This window comes from Shewanella psychropiezotolerans, from assembly GCF_007197555.1.
Lineage (GTDB): Bacteria > Pseudomonadota > Gammaproteobacteria > Enterobacterales > Shewanellaceae > Shewanella > Shewanella psychropiezotolerans.
This window is the reverse complement of sequence record NZ_CP041614.1, coordinates 5,184,502-5,202,347: the sequence shown is the minus strand read 5'-3', so window position 1 is coordinate 5,202,347 and position 17,846 is coordinate 5,184,502. Positions and strand designations below refer to the sequence as shown.

15 protein-coding genes are annotated in these 17,846 nt (G+C 45.2%); 6 read left to right on the top strand and 9 right to left on the bottom strand.

The genetic code is table 11. The annotated features are described in order from the left end of the window. Nucleotides 1-64: 64 nt before the first annotated feature. The gene (locus FM037_RS22785) at nucleotides 65-3,856 is read left to right on the top strand and encodes a methyl-accepting chemotaxis protein (RefSeq protein ID WP_144047890.1); all 3,792 of its coding nucleotides are present in this window, start codon (nucleotides 65-67) and stop codon (nucleotides 3,854-3,856) included. Nucleotides 3,857-3,936: 80 nt separating this feature from the next. Here FM037_RS22785 and amrA read toward each other — a convergent pair whose 3' ends face one another. Continuing rightward, on the bottom strand, nucleotides 3,937-4,557 hold the full coding sequence (amrA, locus tag FM037_RS22780; RefSeq protein WP_144047889.1) for an AmmeMemoRadiSam system protein A: 621 nt from the start codon (nucleotides 4,555-4,557) through the stop codon (nucleotides 3,937-3,939). Beyond that, complete coding sequence (gene amrB, locus FM037_RS22775) at nucleotides 4,535-5,353, bottom strand: AmmeMemoRadiSam system protein B (protein WP_144047888.1); 819 nt, start codon at nucleotides 5,351-5,353, stop codon at nucleotides 4,535-4,537. The genes amrA and amrB overlap by 23 nt, the downstream gene beginning before the upstream one ends. 65 nt (nucleotides 5,354-5,418) lie before the next feature. On the opposite strand from amrB, the gene amrS reads away from it, so the two are divergent. Next, on the top strand, nucleotides 5,419-6,531 hold the full coding sequence (gene amrS, locus FM037_RS22770) for an AmmeMemoRadiSam system radical SAM enzyme (RefSeq protein WP_144049090.1): 1,113 nt from the start codon (nucleotides 5,419-5,421) through the stop codon (nucleotides 6,529-6,531). A gap of 172 nt (nucleotides 6,532-6,703) precedes the next feature. Here amrS and FM037_RS22765 read toward each other — a convergent pair whose 3' ends face one another. The 4 genes from FM037_RS22765 to FM037_RS22750 all read right to left on the bottom strand — a co-directional run bounded on the left by FM037_RS22765 (nucleotide 6,704) and on the right by FM037_RS22750 (nucleotide 12,644). Continuing rightward, a complete protein-coding gene (locus FM037_RS22765) occupies nucleotides 6,704-9,619 on the bottom strand; it encodes a valine--tRNA ligase (RefSeq protein ID WP_144047887.1) in 2,916 nt (971 codons plus the stop codon). 15 nt (nucleotides 9,620-9,634) lie between these two features. Then, nucleotides 9,635-10,105, bottom strand: coding sequence for a DNA polymerase III subunit chi (locus FM037_RS22760; RefSeq protein ID WP_144047886.1), 471 nt, complete (start codon nucleotides 10,103-10,105; stop codon nucleotides 9,635-9,637). Nucleotides 10,106-10,356: 251 nt separating this feature from the next. Further along, complete coding sequence (locus FM037_RS22755; RefSeq protein ID WP_144047885.1) at nucleotides 10,357-11,076, bottom strand: substrate-binding periplasmic protein; 720 nt, start codon at nucleotides 11,074-11,076, stop codon at nucleotides 10,357-10,359. Nucleotides 11,077-11,747: 671 nt separating this feature from the next. Beyond that, nucleotides 11,748-12,644, bottom strand: coding sequence for a LysR family transcriptional regulator (locus FM037_RS22750; protein ID WP_144047884.1), 897 nt, complete (start codon nucleotides 12,642-12,644; stop codon nucleotides 11,748-11,750). A gap of 147 nt (nucleotides 12,645-12,791) precedes the next feature. Between FM037_RS22750 and FM037_RS22745 the strand changes: the two genes are divergently transcribed. After that, the gene (locus tag FM037_RS22745; protein ID WP_144047883.1) at nucleotides 12,792-13,397 is read left to right on the top strand and encodes a short chain dehydrogenase; all 606 of its coding nucleotides are present in this window, start codon (nucleotides 12,792-12,794) and stop codon (nucleotides 13,395-13,397) included. 129 nt (nucleotides 13,398-13,526) lie between these two features. On the opposite strand, the gene FM037_RS22740 is transcribed toward FM037_RS22745, so the two are convergent. Continuing rightward, nucleotides 13,527-13,730, bottom strand: coding sequence for a hypothetical protein (locus FM037_RS22740; RefSeq protein ID WP_077754540.1), 204 nt, complete (start codon nucleotides 13,728-13,730; stop codon nucleotides 13,527-13,529). A gap of 284 nt (nucleotides 13,731-14,014) precedes the next feature. Here FM037_RS22740 and FM037_RS22735 point away from each other — a divergent pair, with 284 nt between their 5' ends. Together FM037_RS22735 and FM037_RS22730 are read left to right on the top strand one after the other, a co-directional pair. Beyond that, a complete protein-coding gene (locus FM037_RS22735) occupies nucleotides 14,015-14,404 on the top strand; it encodes a DCC1-like thiol-disulfide oxidoreductase family protein (protein WP_144047882.1) in 390 nt (129 codons plus the stop codon). Nucleotides 14,405-14,509: 105 nt separating this feature from the next. Further along, nucleotides 14,510-14,953: a VOC family protein gene (locus FM037_RS22730; RefSeq protein ID WP_144047881.1), complete on the top strand. Its 444-nt coding sequence runs from the start codon at nucleotides 14,510-14,512 to the stop codon at nucleotides 14,951-14,953. A gap of 41 nt (nucleotides 14,954-14,994) precedes the next feature. Here the strand turns inward: FM037_RS22730 and FM037_RS22725 are convergent, their stop codons facing one another. Both FM037_RS22725 and FM037_RS22720 read right to left on the bottom strand, forming a co-directional pair. Continuing rightward, nucleotides 14,995-15,636, bottom strand: coding sequence for a LysE family translocator (locus FM037_RS22725; RefSeq protein ID WP_144047880.1), 642 nt, complete (start codon nucleotides 15,634-15,636; stop codon nucleotides 14,995-14,997). Nucleotides 15,637-15,763: 127 nt separating this feature from the next. Then, nucleotides 15,764-16,660 carry a LysR family transcriptional regulator gene (locus FM037_RS22720; protein ID WP_144047879.1) on the bottom strand — a complete coding sequence of 299 codons (897 nt, stop codon included), beginning with the start codon at nucleotides 16,658-16,660 and terminating at the stop codon, nucleotides 15,764-15,766. Nucleotides 16,661-16,829: 169 nt separating this feature from the next. Here FM037_RS22720 and FM037_RS22715 point away from each other — a divergent pair, with 169 nt between their 5' ends. Further along, nucleotides 16,830-17,822: a zinc-binding dehydrogenase gene (locus tag FM037_RS22715; protein ID WP_144047878.1), complete on the top strand. Its 993-nt coding sequence runs from the start codon at nucleotides 16,830-16,832 to the stop codon at nucleotides 17,820-17,822. Nucleotides 17,823-17,846: the final 24 nt, after the last annotated feature.

The following is a 17,846-nucleotide window of genomic DNA, read 5'->3' as shown; positions in this document are numbered from 1 at the left end:
CAAAACGACAAGCCCCAATAGGTATGGGGCTTTCGACTATCTGTGTCATGAAAGGAGGCAGGACATGAGCCATTATTTTAATAATATGCCACTTGCGAGAAAGTTAAGCTTAGTTCTCTCTATTGTCGGACTCGTTCCCGCGATTATTATCGCTTCGATCGCACTTTTTAATAGTTCTCAGGCCCTATCAAATGATAAATCCTCGGCGCTAACTGCGGTGGCTGAGTTGAAGACGAGTATTATTAGTCAATATTTCACTACCGCTCAGTCACAATTAGAAAACCTGAGTCGTAGCGGCATGGCTCGCAATGCGCTCAGTGGTTTCTCTAAAGGCTATCATAGCTACCTGGATGAGCATCGAGTGGTCGATACCAGTACATTAAAGCAGTATTATCGGAACGAGTTTGGTGCGAAATACTTAGCTGATACCAGAGACCAAATTGATGATACAGCCTTAGTATCATCGCTTTCAGATGTAGCTATAGCATTGCAAACTAGCTATATAAGTTTGAACCCTTATCCTCTGGGGGAAAAAGACAAATTGATTGATAACGGTGACTCTACCCTCTATGACCGTACTCATAATCAGTATCATCAAGATTTCAGCAGTTATGTTTCTGAGTTTGGTTATTACGATATTTTTCTTATCGATGCCAAGAGTCATGAGGTGGTCTACTCTGTCTACAAGGAGTTGGACTACGCGACGAGCCTAGAGTATGGTCCCTATAAAACAAGCGGTTTATCTGAGGCTTACCACGAAGCTGTGCGTAAGAGAGAGTCGATATTTATCGATTATGCTCCCTATACGCCATCCTACGAAGCCGCTGCCAGTTTTATTGCCAGTCCTATTTTTGAAGGTGAGCATCTTTTAGGTGTATTGATTTTCCAGCTGCCCCTAGATCAGGTCTCTCAGGTGATGAGTTCGACTTTTGGGCTAGGTGAAACGGGTGAGTCTTATCTGGTGGGCAGTGATAAGAAGATGCGCTCCGATAGCTTCTTCGATCCTAAATATTCAGTTAAAGAGTCTTTTAATTCCCGCAGTAATATTTCAGTCAGTACTCCTCAAGTTACTAACGCCTTGAACAATGAGTCTGGTTTTATTGAGAGCCAAAATTATTCGGGGCATCGAGTCGTTGCGGCTTATGCTCCCTTAATTGTGATGGGGAGCCGATGGGCTTTGGTGGTGGAGCAAAGCAAAGGTGAAGCTTATGCCGCCATCTCCTCTCTGAGATTGTTATTTATCGTGATGATGCTGGGGTTACTGATACTGACTGTGTTAATTGCCATAAAATTCGGCCGCTCCATCGCATCACCCATACAGGACTTGTCTGCTTTTATCCTTGATTTAAAGTCTCAGTGGCGATTCTCAATGCGCACTAAGGTCAATAGTACAGATGAAACCGGCCAGGCGGCCAAAGCGCTTAATGAGATGCTTAGTTCCCTCGATTCGGCCTTGCAGGACATCAATGGCACAGTCGAAGAGTTAGCAAAGGGTAATTTCAAACATAGGGTCAAGACTGATATGACGGGAGATCTCGATGATCTTAAGTGCACAATCAATGATTCGGCCACAGCGATTACTGAGTCTATTGACGATATCGGTCGAGTGATGAAGGCGATAGAGGTCGGAGACTTTACCCAAAGAGTAGAAGTGAATGCTCAAGGACAGTTACTCGAGCTTAAAACTACGGTCAATACTACAGCTCAGAGTACCGCCATGTTTATTGAGGATGCCGTTGACGTGATGCAAGGCGTTGAGGCTGGGGATTATAGTGTCAGAGTCTCTGTTAATGCCAAGGGTGAGTTAGATACTTTTAAACAAGTGATCAACCAGAACATCCAAAATACCGAACTGGTCATTAATGATATTGGTCAAGTGATGCAGGCTATTCAGCAGGGAGATTTTACTCAATATGTCAATGTGCCTGCACAAGGGCAATTACACACCTTAAAACTAACCATTAATCAGACAGCGGAGGGGATGGCTAGCTTTATTAAAGATGCGACATCTGTGATGCAGCAACTGGAGGCTGGTAATTATAGTGTCAGAGTTGATGTTGATGTTGCTGGAGAGCTGGCAACCTTCAAGCAAGCAATCAATCAAAATATTGAAAATACCGAGTTGGTTATCGATGACATTGGTGCTGTGATGCACTCAATTCAACAAGGAGACTTCTCTCAAGTGGTGCAAGTGTCTGCACTGGGACAACTAAATATCTTGAAAATGACGGTCAATGAGACTGCAGAGTCAATGGCATCATTTATCAAGGATGCGACCAGTGTCATGCAGAGACTAGAAGGCGGAGACTATAGTGTCAGAGTCTTGGTTAACACGGCTGGTGAACTGACTACTTTCAAAAAGGCCATCAACCAAAACATCATGAATACTCAAACTGTGATATCTGAGATCGGTTCCGTGATGCAGCAAATTCAGCAAGGTGTCTATGGCAAGCAAGTAGAGTGTGATGCTAAGGGGCAACTTGCTCAGATAAAAGACAGCGTCAATGCGGCCTCTAAGATCACAGATGATATTGTTCGTGAAATTATTCAAGTGATGGAATCACTCGCCCAAGGGGATTTTAGTCATCGGGTCTCTGTTGATGCTAAAGGTGACTTAGCTAAGCTCAAACAGAGTATTAATCTGGCAGCATCAGGCACTAACGATGTGATTAATAATATTATTCAGGTGATGAAGAAAGTAGCCGAAGGTGAGTTTGACGAGCAAGTGACAGTCGATGCCAAGGGACAGCTATTAGATCTAAAATTGGGGGTTAATGCGGCGGCAAACTCATGCGACCAGGTAGTGAAGGCAATCTCTCAAGTCATGGAGTCATTAGCACATGGTCGGCTTGATCAAAGGGTTACCATTCAAACCTTTGGTGATTTCAATCAACTCTCTGGTGCTGTTAATCAGACCTGCGAAGCAATAGAAGCCACACTCAATGAGTCGAAAGAGGTAATGGAAGCAGTTGCGCAAGGTAACTTATCCGAATCCTTTAGCATGGCAGTAGAGGGCGAATATGCTGCTTTGAAGCTGAGTATCAACCGGACTGTCGATAATCTTGTTGCTATGATCGATGAGATCCGCATCGCAGCTAATGTGGTCAATCACAAGACTCAGGAAGCTTCAGATGAGACATTCGGCCTGAATCAACAAATAGACGAGCAAGTTGCCAGCGTGGAGAGCATCGCCAGTGCCATGTCTCAGATGCAGGCATCCATTAGTAACACCTTAGATAAGGCTCATCAGTCGGCAAACATGTCCTTGCAAGCCCATAAATACGCCATCGAAGGTGAACGTGTGGTCGATAACGTGATTTTGGCGATGAATGGGATCTCTCAGTCCAGCGGTAAGATGTCAAACATCATAGGTGTTATCGATGAGATTGCATTTCAGACTAACTTACTCGCGCTCAATGCAGCGGTCGAGGCAGCTAGAGCTGGAGAGCAAGGCAGAGGTTTCGCCGTTGTCGCCGCAGAAGTCAGAGTTCTGGCCCAGCGCAGTGCTAACGCTGCCAAAGAGATATCTCATCTCATCAATGACTCAGTAGAAAAGGTCAATACCGGCGCCGAACTGGTGACTGAATCAGGACTGCTTCTTAAAGAGATTACGGTCTCGAGTGAAGGGGTGAAAAATAATGTCGATGAAGTGACATTAGCAATGAAAGAGCAGCAGAGTCAGGTGGTATATATTTCTGAGGCGATGGAAAATGTCGACAGTACAATCCAGCAGAGCGCGGCTATGTTAGAGAACTTGAATCAGAATGTAGGAGATGTCAAACAGCAAGCTATGAGTCTGCTCAATTTGATTCAGAAATTTCAGACTCAGTCTCCAGGAATGTTAAAGGCAGTTTAATTTTAGGCACTCATAAACGAGTGCCTAGGCTTTAGGTCCTGGAATTCATTTTTTAGCAAACAATCAGGTATGAGCTGGTTTTATCTGTTTTCGCTGAAGTGGATAACCTTAAATAGCTCAACTTCTATCTTGTCTGACCAATAATTTTCGGGCCAGCCACCCTTCACTTTCAGGGCATCGATAAAAGTTTTGGGGCCAGAAAAGTGCTCCCAGACCTGAGGAAGAAACACGGCTCTTAATCCATCTTCTTTAAGCACTACACCATAGTGATCCTGAGCTAAGTATTCCTCAAGCTGAGCCTGACTTCTGACGTTTAAGGGGGTAAGAGGTGAGAGCAGAGATATCTCTATCGAGACTCGACTTAACTGAGGCTGCCGCAGAGGTGAGAAGCGACTATCGTAGAAGGCACTGCTGGTGGCAAGATCCGGGATGCTGTTAGCCAGAGTTCGCTCACCTTCTATGCAGCCCATACAGCCTTTTAATTCACCATCGAGTGTCAGGGTAACGAAACAGCCTAGCTTTAACTCGATAACTGCTTCATCGGGGAGTTTACTGTGTGAAGTGGGGAGTTTATGGTGTGAAGTTAGAGGGAGCTTGGCTGCTGGGTCTGAGCCAAATGAATCGACTAAGGTGCTACGCGCCAGTGCTAACAACTGACGTTTCTCGGGTTCGGTGAGGTTAACTGATGGCAAAGCTGGCATAGCCGACCACCCGACTCTTATCACTCGCATCGCTTGTCGCACAGTCACCCGAGTTTTGATAACTCAGCTGAGTTATGTTGAGGTTATGACGCATAATCTGGAGAGAAAGCGCATTAAGTGAACGGCCTCCGCAGGCTTGCTCGGAAGATATGTCACTGTTATTGGCTAGGATTTTCTGGCAGGTTTCCCGGTCTAATTGCTTAGCTTCATCATAGGGATGAAAGTGGCTTAGATCTGAGCTGACGACAATTAAGGTTTCGTCTCCACCCCAGACTAATTCCAATAGTTCGGCCATCAGTTCAGGGGCTATGTCACCTACTAGGATGGGGAGGAGTGTAAATTCATCCAGGCAATGCTGTAGGAAGGGTAGCTCGACCTCCAGACTGTGTTCATTTTTATGCGGGATATTGGAGATAGTCACGGCATCATATGCAGCCAATTTTTCAGCGCCAGAACTGTCTATGGGCAAGTTGCCCAGAGGCGTGGAGAAATGGGTGCTTTCGGGGATGGCGCAGCCTTGCAGATAAAGGGTATGGGCGGGACCGAGTAAAACCACACGCTTAATTTTGTCTGTGATGGCACTAATGCAGGAGAAACCATGGGCTGCCACGAGCCCTGAATAGATATAACCCGCATGGGGCACGATTATCGCCTTAGGTATCATTTTAGGTGTCGAATGTTGAATTTTATGAAGTGACGCGTGACTCATATAGCTGGATAGCTCAGCGGATAGCACAATAGGATCTGCCGGATAAAACAGTCCTGCGACGGCGGGAGGGCGGATAGAACTTAGCATCTGTTACCTGGCCAGTCTTTTTAAACTAGGCTTTAAGTATAGGCCAAGGCGGACATATGCTGATGATGTCTAAATCGAGTACAAATACAGGTGAAACTAATGCGGTAGAAGCGAGTACGGTAGACACTAAGTACTGGCACCAACTGGACGACGGTAGGGTGCAATGCGATTTATGTCCCAGACATTGTCAGCTGCGTGAGGGCAAGCGTGGGGTCTGTTTCGTGCGCCAGAATATAGATAATGAGATAAAGCTTACTAGCTATGGTCGCTCCAGTGGCTTCTGTATCGATCCCATCGAGAAGAAACCTCTGAATCATTTTTATCCCGGTAGCTCTGTACTTTCCTTTGGCACCGCAGGCTGCAATCTTTGCTGTAAGTTCTGTCAGAATTGGGACATCAGTAAGTCACGTGAGTTCGATACTTTAGGCTCGAAAGCCAGTCCGGAATCATTGGCGGCAACGGCCAAGCGCATGGGCTGCAGGAGCATCGCCTTCACCTATAACGATCCGGTTATCTTCCTCGAATATGCCATTGATGTGGCTCAGGCCTGTCATGAGCAGGGGATCAACTCGGTGGCCGTTACAGCAGGCTATATCTGCCCCGAGCCCAGGGTCGAGTTTTATCGCTATATGGACGCCGCCAATGTGGATCTAAAAGGTTTTACTCAAGACTTTTATCACAAAATTTGCAGCGGAAATCTCAGCGATGTGCTCGATACCTTGCTCTACCTTAAGCATGAGACTCAAGTCTGGTTTGAGATAACCACACTCTTGATCCCCGATGAAAACGACTCAGTCAAAGAGCTGGAGCAACAAACCAAATGGATAGCCGATAATTTAGGTTATGATGTTCCACTGCATTTCAGCGCCTTTCATCCCGACTTTCATATGTTAGACAAGCCCAGAACGCCAGCATCGACACTGATGCGGGCCAGAGAAATTGCCCTGGCTCAGGGGCTCAACTATGTCTATACCGGTAATATTCATGACACAGATGGAGGCAGCAGTTACTGCCCGTCATGTCATAAACTAGTCATCAATCGCGACTGGTATGAGTTAGGCGAATATCATCTAAATCATAGCGGCAAGTGCCAATATTGCGGTACACAAATACCGGGACGTTTCGATGGGCCCTGTGAGCATTTTGGCAGAAATAGGATCCCGATTTCGATAGGATAAGCTCTGCTTTCTGTAGGAGCTGCTTTAGCTGCGAGTTAAGAGGCTCGAGGAATTAGATCTTAGGAACTTAAACCTTAGGCACTAAAAAGGGCTGTCACGATGACAGCCCTTTTTAGTGTTAGTCAAAAGTGCTTGTTCCTAGTTTCTCGCTCCTAGGAACTCGACACTTCCTTTAACCTTCTAGCTTAGCCAACTCTGCTTTCTGCTCGGTTAGCTTTTCGATATCACGTTGATATCCGACTTGCTTAGCACGTTCTTTCTCAATCACGACTGCAGGGGCTTTAGCCACGAAACCTTGGTTAGAGAGCTTACCTTCGATGCGCTTAAACTCACCGGCAGCCTTCTCGAGCAGCTTGTCGATACGCGCGACTTCTTTAGCTACATCGATAAGACCCGCCATAGGGATAAGCAGCTCCATATCACCAATCAACTGAGTGGTAGACATAGGTGCAGTCTCGTCGTCGCTGAGGATAGTCATAGACTCAAGCTTAGCCAAGGTCTTGAAGAAGGTTTGGTTCTCTTCCAGACGAGCCTTATCTTGCTCGCTAACACCGCGTAATAGGGCGTTAAGCGGCTTAGACGGGGCAATGTTCAGCTCGGCGCGGATGTTACGTACCGCAGTGATGACCTGCTTAACCCACTCGAGGTCTTCCATCGCCTGAGCATCAACTTTATTGGCTTGATATTCAGGGAACTGCGCCAACATCAGAGTATCGCCGGTAACGCCAGCCAGAGGCTGTACGCGCTTCCAGATAGTCTCTGTGATATAAGGCATTATAGGATGCATCAGACGTTGCATCGCCTCTAGCACTGTCACTAGAGTATGGCGAGTGCCACGCTTTTGAGCTTCGGTGCCAGTCTGCATCACAGGCTTAGTTAGCTCTAAGTACCAGTCACAGAACTGGTTCCAGGTGAACTCATAGATGGTATTTGCCGCAAGGTCGAAACGATAGCTCTCCATGTGCTCGTCATAGGCTTTAACTGTCTGGTTAAACAGGCCTATGATCCAGCGATCTGCAAGAGAAAGTTCCATTTCGCCTGGCTTGCCGTCAGTTAGAATCTGACCGCAATCTAATGGCTCGCCTGCGACATTGCTGTCTTGATCTTCTGACTGCACTTCTGTGTTCATTAACACATAGCGTGAGGCGTTCCAAATCTTGTTACAGAAGCTGCGGTAACCGTCGAGACGTTTCATGTCCCAGCTGATATCACGGCCTGTGGATGCCATAGATGCTAGAGTGAAACGCAGGGCGTCGGTACCGTGTGCTTCAATGCCATCGGCAAATTCTTTACGTGTGCTCTTCTCGATTTTTGCAGCAAGTTTTGGCTGCATCAAGTTAGCGGTACGCTTGGTCACCAGTGACTCGAGGTCGATACCGTCGATCATATCTAACGGGTCAAGTACGTTGCCCTTAGACTTAGACATCTTATTACCGACTTCGTCACGAATGAGTCCGGTCACGTAAACGGTCTTAAAGGGAACCTGTGGCTTGCCGTTTTCATCTTTGATGAAGTGCATGGTCATCATGATCATGCGGGCAACCCAGAAGAAGATGATGTCGAAGCCAGTGACTAATACATCGGTTGGGTGGAAAGCTTTAAGCTCTTCGGTGTTCTTCGGCCAGCCAAGGGTCGAGAAGGTCCAAAGTGCCGAGCTAAACCAGGTATCGAGTACATCGTTGTCTTGGCGTAACACGACCGAGTCGTCAAGCTTATGCTTAGCACGTACTTCGGCTTCGTCGCGGCCAACATAGACCTTACCCGCTTCGTCGTACCAGGCCGGGATTCTGTGTCCCCACCAAAGTTGGCGTGAGATACACCAATCGTTAATATCGCGCATCCAAGAGTTGTACATGTTCTCGTACTGCTGCGGCACGAACTTGATGTCGCCATTATCGACCGCTTCCATGGCAGTTTTCGCCATAGGGGCAACAGAGACATACCATTGATCGGTAAGTAGTGGCTCGATAACTACGCCGGAGCGATCGCCATAAGGCACTTTCAGTCCGTGCGGATCTATCTTACCCAGTAGTCCAAGGGTGTCGAATTCTGCGATGATGGCAGTTCGTGCCTTGAAACGATCCAGACCTGCATAACGCTCGGGCAGGCTGTTATCTAATTCGGTATTGCTGGTGCCATCTGTGTTAACCACTTCGGCTGAGCTACGGATAGCCGCATCGAAAGTTAAGATGTTGTACATAGGTAGGTTATGACGCTTACCGACTTCGTAATCGTTAAAGTCGTGAGCTGGAGTTATCTTCACACAACCTGTACCGAATTCGATGTCGACATAATCATCGGCAACGATAGGAATAAGACGGTTAACGATTGGCAGCAGGATAAACTTGCCGATCAAGGATGCATAACGCTCATCATCGGGATGAACCGCAACCGCGCTATCACCTAGCATGGTTTCGGGACGAGTCGTCGCCACTTCTAAATAGTCTTTGCCATCGGCAGTCAATGCGCCATCGGCCAGCGGGTAGCGGAAATGCCACATGCTGCCTTGTTTCTCTTTATTCTCTACTTCGAGATCTGAGATCGCCGTGTGAAGAGCCGGATCCCAGTTAACCAGGCGCTTACCACGGTAGATGAGGTCATCTTCATAAAGACGGACAAAGACCTCTTGTACCGCTTCAGACATGCCTTCGTCCATGGTGAAACGCTCGCGATCCCAATCCACTGAAGCGCCGAGGCGACGTAGCTGCTTAGTGATGGTACCACCGGACTCTTTCTTCCAGTCCCAGATCTTGTCGATAAACTTATCGCGGCCAAGATCGTGACGTGTCTTGCCTTCTTCGGCTGCCAATTTACGCTCAACCAGCATCTGAGTCGCAATACCCGCATGATCTGTACCTACCTGCCAAAGGGTGTTTTTACCCTTCATACGCTGATAACGAGTCAGAGTATCCATAATGGTATCTTGGAAGGCGTGACCCATATGCAGACTACCCGTCACATTTGGTGGCGGGATCATGATGCAATAGTTGCCTTTGGACTCGTCGCCATGTGGCTTGAAGTAACCTTTCTCTTCCCAGCTTTGGTAAAGAGACTGTTCTATAGACTGCGGGTTATATGTTTTTTCCATGGGAGCTAGTTTTTCTCAAACAAAATTAAGTGGTTGTTTCGCTAAGTCCTGAGTGCTCAATGTCACTCCAAGGCTCTTATACTGACGGTAACGATCGCGTGCGATCGTCTTATGCCCAGCATCATTGGCAACGAAATCGATAATCTGGCCAAAGTTTACCGCAAATGAGGGTACTTGGTCTGCAAGATTAATCAGAAGATGACGATTTTTATTGGGCCCTAAGGTGTCGAAACCGATTTCCACAGGCGCACCTGTGACCGGGCCTTCACCTTTGAGGTTATGGGGCACAAAAGAATTTGGCTCAAATTGCCATAACAATTCATCGACAGCATAAGCCTGTTCTCTATCCTGAGTATGGACATAAACTAGTTGCTGATTAACGTATGCATTCTGTGCAAGTTCACAGGCTAATCTGTGTACCTGCTGCGTCGCCTCGGTGGGGCTATTGGCCTCATCAGGCATCACGTAAAATAGGGCATTTGGCATAGTAGGCTTAGTCTTGGCTTTCAGTTTTAGTGAATAGGCTTGATTTACTGTCGAAGCAAGGGATTTTACACCAAAACCTATGCTTTAAACCAGAGTGGAGGCTAGTGTTCAGCTTCTTTTTTGTCGATTTTAACTTCTATCATATCAATACAGCACCATATCCTTATGCAGCGGATGTGCAGTAACGACAAAGTGAAGCCGCTAGTGGTCTGGCAACAACTTTGAGCGGGATTAAGTTTTGAGTTAAATGGTTATTCATCCACTTTGGACATTATATTTTCAAATGTGCCGTCGTTTTTCATTTCAACCAGGGCTTTTGAGAAGAGTAAGGCTAGTCGTTGGCCCGTTTTATCTGATTGAAATGCGTAATAGACATTTTGGCGGGACAATGGTTGTTCAGAGTCGTAACTAATATTGTTCTTGCCGCTTTGTTCTATTGCTTTGAGCCCAGATTTTTCTTCAACGACAAAAACATCAATATGGCCTGCATCTAGCATTATTATGTTATTAATATCACTTGGGGCAGTACTAGTGGTGAAGGATAAATTTGCAGTTATTTCTTTTGAATATGGGTATCCGAGAGTCATTCCAATATGCTTCCCGGTAAGGTCAGTAATCGATTTGACCAGAGGTTGACCCTGTTTAGTAAAACCAAAATCTTTTTTGATATAAATTGATTCTGATTTGGATATTTTATGGGTAACCATGACATCCAGAGCTGGAAAAAAGCCATGGAGTATATTTTCAGCGAAATAGGTGGTGATTCTTTTAGGTGGTAATACTTTTATAGTGATTTTTATTTTACTACGCTTAGCAATTTCTTTAGTTAACTCAATAAATATCCCGTTGTCTTTATCTTCTACCATTAATGGGATTGGAAATGTTCCAATCAAATAGGTTTCATCTGCAGCGACACTAACACCTGTGAAAAATAAGAAAAAAATAAGTAGGGATTGAATATTTTTTTTCATGGGAATCACTTAGCTACAATAATTTTTTTGTAGAAAATAGGGTCAGTGTATACTGAAGCCTAGTACATGCTGGAGGAACAATATAATAAATAATTCGAATGGGTTTGTTCTAACACTTAGCTGTAATGACTCCTTACGCGGCTCAGTTTCTAGGTTTGTGGGCTGGTCAAAAGTAGTTACAAATTGGGGCTGAAAATTGAGTCAGAGTAAAACTTTTTCAAACCTAACGGCTTGGATTTTTTGGAAAGTGCTTGATTGGTGGCAAGGTGCGGGCAAGGGGGGCCTAGCTAATTAATCTGTATTCGAAGTTATGACCCCGTTACTATGAAGTCGACTAGCAAGATAACTCTGCTTGTGAATAACTCGGTGTAGATGCGGCTGCGAGCTTAGGTTTCAGGGTGAGGTATCACCTAGTAGTACTCTTCGAACGAGAGGTGTGGATGCCGAACTGGCCGTTAAACACTAAGTTGTTGGAAACCGCAGAGCGGCTATGGATGGCTTCACAGAGTCTTGCAGACCCTTGTCAAAGTAAATAGTGCATATGCCTCGCCGGGCAGTCGGTAAGTCGCTATGAAGGTAAGATCTTCAAACCAACTACCAACGATCCATAGAGAAAATGTAACCAGCCTTCATCCGTAGGGAACCTATTTTTCATTCTGAAAACACCTAGGTTACTCAAGCTCAAGTAAGGAGATGACCCATTTTTGCAGTGGGTCATCATTGTAGCGAGGGTGCCAAGCTGCAATCACATTGAAACTATCAGGTGATTGCTCTAAAGGAATGGTCACGATATCCAGGCCTTTGATGGCCCTGGAAGGTAAAAAGGCGATGGAGTCGGTTGTTTCAAGATACATAGGCACAATAGAGAAGCAGGGAGCTGACACGACAATATTTCTCTTTAAGCCAAATTGCGAAAACCAATCATCAATTGAGCCTTTAAAATTTGGCCGTGATGGCGAAGCGATAATCGTTGGGTAACTTGCGATTTCAGCTAAAGTTGGCGTCGTTTGTGACATCTTTTGTGAAATAGTTGAACTCGCAGATGCCACACAAACATGGTGCTCTTCAAATAATTTAATCATGGGGTAGCTGTCTGGAATGTGCTCAGGGCATGCGATAGCCAAGTTCACTTTACCGCTCACCATCAGTTCATGCAGCTTATCGATTTCAAAATCTCTGACAATCAATTTCAAATTCGGCGATTGTTTTCTTAGTTTCGCAATCAATACAGGTAGCACTATTTGTTGTGCATAGTCGGTGGCTGAAATAACAAAAGTGCCACTGGCCTTTTCGGGGGAGAAGGTGTTCGGTGACAACAGCAACTTGAAATCAAGCAGCAGTTTATCGACACCTATCGATAACTCTTTAGCGAATGGTGTCGGCACAAATCCATTGGTTTTTCTAACAAACAATCTGTCATCAAACACGTCTCGTAGCTTTTTTAAATGCTCACTAACCGCTTGCTGAGTCAAACCGAGTTGGTGCGCAGCTTTAGAAGCATTTTCTTCGCGTATTAAGGCTTGAAAAACCCTCAACTGTTTTATGTCTAATCGATCTAGCTTACTCACTATGACTTCCTCCAATATCAAGCTCTTACTTCAACCTAACACATAACCAAAAAACCTTGTATCACTAACAAATAATGTTTGTTTCTATTTGTTCATTGCGGTTGTTAAGCTTCTTGCATCAAGTTAATTCAACGATTGGAGATAAAAATGAAGACAGTAATTTTAATTGGTGCACTAGGTAAAATGGGTCAGGCCGCGTTAACAGGGCTAGGTAGGCACAAGGTTATTACGGCTGGCCGCTCAGGGGATGTCGATCACCTTGTTGATATTACCGATGAACAATCTATTGAAGCGCTCTATGAGAAAGTGGGGCACTTCGATGCTGTGGTCAATACGGTTGGTTTTTGTGAGTATGCCAATTTTACCGAGATGACAGAAGTTCAATGGATGACAACGGTCATGAGTAAAATGATGGGGCAAATTAATCTAGTTCGTATTGGTCAGAAGTACATTACAGATGGGGGTTCATTTACCTTAATCAGCGGTATTTTGAATGTTAAACCTATTCCATACGCCATTGCGGATGCGACAACAAGTGGTGCGATTGACACTTTTGTAAAATGCGTTGCACTTGAAATGCCAAGAAGTACCCGAATCAATGTGGTTAATCCTACCGTCCTTGAAGAGGCCTGGGATGTTTATGGTGAGATGATGCCAGGATTTGAGCCTGTCTCAGGAAAGCGAGTGGGCAAAGCATTTGAACGTTCTGTTGATGGATTCCTTACCGGTGAAGTTATTTTTGTGGATGCTTAGTGATAAGTGTCACATGCTAAAATATTGATGATTTTTCTAAAAGCCAGTAGCTAAACGCTACTGGCTTTTTCATTATGTACTTGGTTAGGTCCTTTCATTCCAAGCTAGAGCTTCTTATATAAAGAAAGGTCAATGGATTATCCTTAATCGATATATCCCGGCTTCAGAGAGGACACATTCATCTTGTCCTACTTGGCTGTTGGGTGATTCAGTATATCTGTTGTTGGTAAAAGCGCGATGGAAGTCCCAGTAGCCTTCTGAGTTTTCCACCCATTCGGGGTATTTCTTGCCGCCTAACTCAATGGTCATTGGACCTTTTCTCAGTTTTTCCATAAGACTTCTCCTATTCACCCTTTTATCAAGGGCCTTGTCACAGTAAATGAATGCATAACAATCTTGAAGATATCGAAGTGGAGCAATGAACCTTTTAACCTTGAGAAGGCATAACATAAGGATTAATAATGAAGGTTCGATATTGATAGGTCTTGATTACAGCCGAGCTGGCTCTAGGTTGAATCCTTTATAAAGCCAGAATTTAAAGATAGGACATTCTGATCACTTTTACCCTAAGTATTTTCACTGAAAAGTGGGCGATATATATCGACTAAACTCAATATATGAACCCAAGTCAGCCAAATTTATATGTCCTCTACGATGGTGCCTGTCCCCGATGCATCAAGGATAGAGATAATTATTCACGTATCGCGGGAGGCCATGCCGATGGGGTCAACTGGTTCGATATTACAGATCAGGACGAGAAGTTAAAGGCTTGGGGGATTGAACCGTTCAAGGCGCTAACCGAACTACATGTGATCATTGGTGAATGCGAAAATGTAAAGAAACCTAGAGTCGTATCTGAGCTTGATGCCTACATAGTCTTGATGCAACGGGTGCCGATACTGAAACCATTGGCTTGGTTGATGGGGCTAAAGTTAGTGCGTCCGCTATTATCAAACCTATATCACAAGGCTGTCTACAGGCGACTTAAATGTGAAGGAAGGTTATAGATGGCGATTACACTGGTCCATTATGTCTGATTGCATGTCATGAATGTTATTGAGCTTTATCGTATAAGCGCTTACCGGCGGCTTAATTGCGAAGGGAGATTATAGATGGCGATTGCACTGACCCATATTGCTTTACACGTCATGGACCTTGAAGCCTGTGTCGACTTTTACTCTTCTTACGCTGGCATGAGTGTCATTCATGAACGCCCCTGCGGTAATAGCCATGAACGGCCAAGCGGAGAAAAGCGTATTGTTTGGCTTTGTGAGCCGGGACAGGAATCGCAGTTTATTATTGTGGTGCTTCCCGGAGGATGTGGCCATAAACAGCAGATGAACGACTTTTCCCACTTAGGTTTTGCTCTGGAGAGTAAAGAAGCCGTGGATAGGGTGGCCAAACGCGCCGAGGAAGAGGGGATTTTGGTTTGGGGGGTACGGAACGATAAATACCCTGCGGGATATTATTGCGGCGTCAGAGATCCCGATGGCAACTTTATCGAGTTCAGCTATGGTCAGCCACTGGGGCCTGGAGCCCCAGAACTCATCAAGTGAGAGTCGCTCCATGAGGCCACTCTCACATCTTGTGCATAAATTTACTGACTTTCACTCAAGGCAATTTTTGCACTTAAACCCACGAGTATAAGACCTGAGCCTCCCTCTATACCTCTGGAATACTTTGCAGCTTTTGGGCTACTAAATAGTATGCTGCCTAAGAAGGAATAGACTAAATTACAGCCTGTAGCCAGAGCGCTGAACAATAGCCCTAAAATCATCAACTCTTTAGTGGCTGATTGAGAAGATATATCAATAAATTGTGGTAAGAAAGCCAGGTAAAACATGGCCACTTTAGGGTTTAGTACGCTAACGACAACCCCTTGTGTAAACACATTTCTAACACTCGTAACTCGAGACTCAGTGTCATTATTGGCAACCAGTTTAGATTGACCTTTGTAACAGTTTATTAGCGAGGTGATTCCCAAATATAGTAGATAGGCCGCGCCTAAGTACTTAACCACACTGAACAGGAAGGCAGAGCTTAGTATTAGCGCCGATAAGCCAAATACCGCGGCTAAAGTATGTACCAAATAGCCAGCACCTAGCCCTAGAGATGCCGCAATCCCCGATTTTAATTTACCCTTCATGGTATTAGATACTATGTACACCACATCAGGCCCGGGGATCAGATTGATGGATAGAGATGCAATGACAAACATTAAGATTGTGCTTAATTCCATATGTACTCCTTGAATTGCTCATCTAAATTTAACCCATATTAGGTTTGCATCTTTTACCTGTATTTTTAGTGTGTGTATATTTTTTTTCAAATTTGTACAAAATTAAAGCTCGAAGGAGCAATCGTCCCTAGATACGGTTAAACAGAGTTCCGTCATGGCTGTGTTGTTGACAAAACGCGATAAAGTCATCGATGAAGGCCTTGCTTAGGCGAGATAGGTGTTTACGGCTTGGGTAGAGTAAGTGTAGATCGATAAGAGGCAAGGGAAAGTCGGTCAACACCTCTACCAGCTCCCCGGAATCGATCAAAGAATTTGCCAGCATAGGGGGGAGCTCACCCAGCATGTTGCCCGTGCGGATGGATGAAAGAATATGGGCATAATCATTGGACAAAAACTTAGGCTTAATCGACTGACAGTGCTCGCCCAGTTGCCATATCACTTCACTGTCTCGAGATATCCAGGCAGCAATAGGAAGAGTAGCCAATTCTGATGGATGCTTAGGCATACCGTAGCGATTGATAAACTTTTGGCTACTGACAATTACATGCCTAAATTGTCCCAAATGCCTGGCTATTGCGGACTCATAATTAAGCTTACCAATCCTGATAAGAATATCGATATCATCTTCGATAAAATCGACTTTCTTCACTGAACTGAACACTTCTAGCTGTATGTCGGGATAGGCTTCATTGAAGGCATGAAACATGTCATCTAGTACGTAGAGCGCCGGAGGAATCGAGATCCTCAGCTTTCCTTTGTATTCTTCCTGTTGCTCATTCATGGCTTGTTTAGCTGCAAAAATTTCATCTAGCCCCACGCAGGCTCTTTGATAAAGAACTTTACCTGATGGGGTCAAGGTCAATTTTCGCGTCGTGCGAACGAGTAGACTTTGCTGCAATTGTGCCTCGAGCTCACTGACTCGACGGCTGATCGTTGCAACTGGAATATTCATTGCCCTTGAGGCCCCTGAGAAGCTGCCTTGCTGAACCACATGTACGAAAATGTTCAATGAGTTGAGATCCATGACTGATTAGCACCTTGATATTTAGCTGTGAAATAAGGTTAATCGGATGATGGTTTCTAGATTACCACTATAAATGGAAAAGTAATTCATGAAATGGTCTCTAATTTTAGGTTAATCGACTCGTTATAGTTGTCCTATCAACAAACATTAACTCCATAGGAAATGCTTTATGAAAGCAATTATAGCAACGCAAGCCGGTGGTCCAGAAGTACTAGAAATTCGTGAGATGAGTGAGCCCGTGACTGCCCAAGGTGAAGTTAAAATACGAGTGAAAGCATTTGGATTGAATAAGGCGGAAACCTATTATCGTAACGGAGCATTTGGCACCATCAACCCAGAATTTTCTCCAGGTATCGAGGCCGCTGGAGTGGTGTTGGAGGACCCAAGTAATACCTTCAGAATAGGTGATAAGGTGGTAACTGCCATGGGCGGAATGATGTTTGCCCGCCACGGTGGGTATGCCGAAATCATCACAGTGAATAAAAGCAATGTGCAAGTCATCAATAGTGATGTGGACTTTGTGTTACTGGCGGCGTTGCCACAAGCCTATTTAACAGTATGGGGAGCGCTGGATAGAACTTTGAATATACGAACGGGTGAAACCTTGCTTATACGTGGGGCGACATCTTCTCTTGGGCTTGCCGGATTAACCTATGCCAAGGCGCGAGGCTTGAGCGTGATAGCGACCACGAGGCAGGAGAGCAATGTCGAACGTCTGAAATCACTGGGGGCAGATCATGTGCTGATCGATGATGGAGAGGTTTCAGCAGCTGTGCGGACTCTTTATCCTAAGGGAGTGGATAAGGCCTTAGAAGTGGTTGGGGCATCGACCGTCATCGATACCATGAAGGCATTGAGGCCCTGGGGAGAAGTGACAGTTGTGGGTTTACTGGGAGGCGCACCTGTAATTGAGAGCTTTGGTTTGATGAGTGATTTACCCAGCTCGATAAAACTGAGTTTCTTCCAGAGTGGTATGTTGGGGAGCGAGGCTCTGCCTCTGAATGCATCACCATTGAATTGGATCGCTGAGCAAGTGGCACAGGGGAGTATGCCCAATATCACATCGGAGGTCTTCGATTTCGATGATATTCGCCAAGCCCATACCTTAATGGACGAAAATAAAGCAATCGGGAAAATTGTAGTGAAGACTAATTCGAACTAATCAACGGTCTTGGGCTTCCTTTTT

Coding starts and splice junctions, on each gene's coding strand:
- FM037_RS22785 (WP_144047890.1), top strand. CDS start 65: ATGAGCCATTATTTTAATAATATGCCACTTGCGAGAAAGTTAAGCTTA.
- amrA (WP_144047889.1), bottom strand. CDS start 4,557: ATGCCAGCTTTGCCATCAGTTAACCTCACCGAACCCGAGAAACGTCAG.
- amrB (WP_144047888.1), bottom strand. CDS start 5,353: ATGCTAAGTTCTATCCGCCCTCCCGCCGTCGCAGGACTGTTTTATCCG.
- amrS (WP_144049090.1), top strand. CDS start 5,419: ATGTCTAAATCGAGTACAAATACAGGTGAAACTAATGCGGTAGAAGCG.
- FM037_RS22765 (WP_144047887.1), bottom strand. CDS start 9,619: ATGGAAAAAACATATAACCCGCAGTCTATAGAACAGTCTCTTTACCAA.
- FM037_RS22760 (WP_144047886.1), bottom strand. CDS start 10,105: ATGCCAAATGCCCTATTTTACGTGATGCCTGATGAGGCCAATAGCCCC.
- FM037_RS22755 (WP_144047885.1), bottom strand. CDS start 11,076: ATGAAAAAAAATATTCAATCCCTACTTATTTTTTTCTTATTTTTCACA.
- FM037_RS22745 (WP_144047883.1), top strand. CDS start 12,792: ATGAAGACAGTAATTTTAATTGGTGCACTAGGTAAAATGGGTCAGGCC.
- FM037_RS22740 (WP_077754540.1), bottom strand. CDS start 13,730: ATGGAAAAACTGAGAAAAGGTCCAATGACCATTGAGTTAGGCGGCAAG.
- FM037_RS22735 (WP_144047882.1), top strand. CDS start 14,015: ATGAACCCAAGTCAGCCAAATTTATATGTCCTCTACGATGGTGCCTGT.
- FM037_RS22730 (WP_144047881.1), top strand. CDS start 14,510: ATGGCGATTGCACTGACCCATATTGCTTTACACGTCATGGACCTTGAA.
- FM037_RS22725 (WP_144047880.1), bottom strand. CDS start 15,636: ATGGAATTAAGCACAATCTTAATGTTTGTCATTGCATCTCTATCCATC.
- FM037_RS22720 (WP_144047879.1), bottom strand. CDS start 16,660: ATGGATCTCAACTCATTGAACATTTTCGTACATGTGGTTCAGCAAGGC.
- FM037_RS22715 (WP_144047878.1), top strand. CDS start 16,830: ATGAAAGCAATTATAGCAACGCAAGCCGGTGGTCCAGAAGTACTAGAA.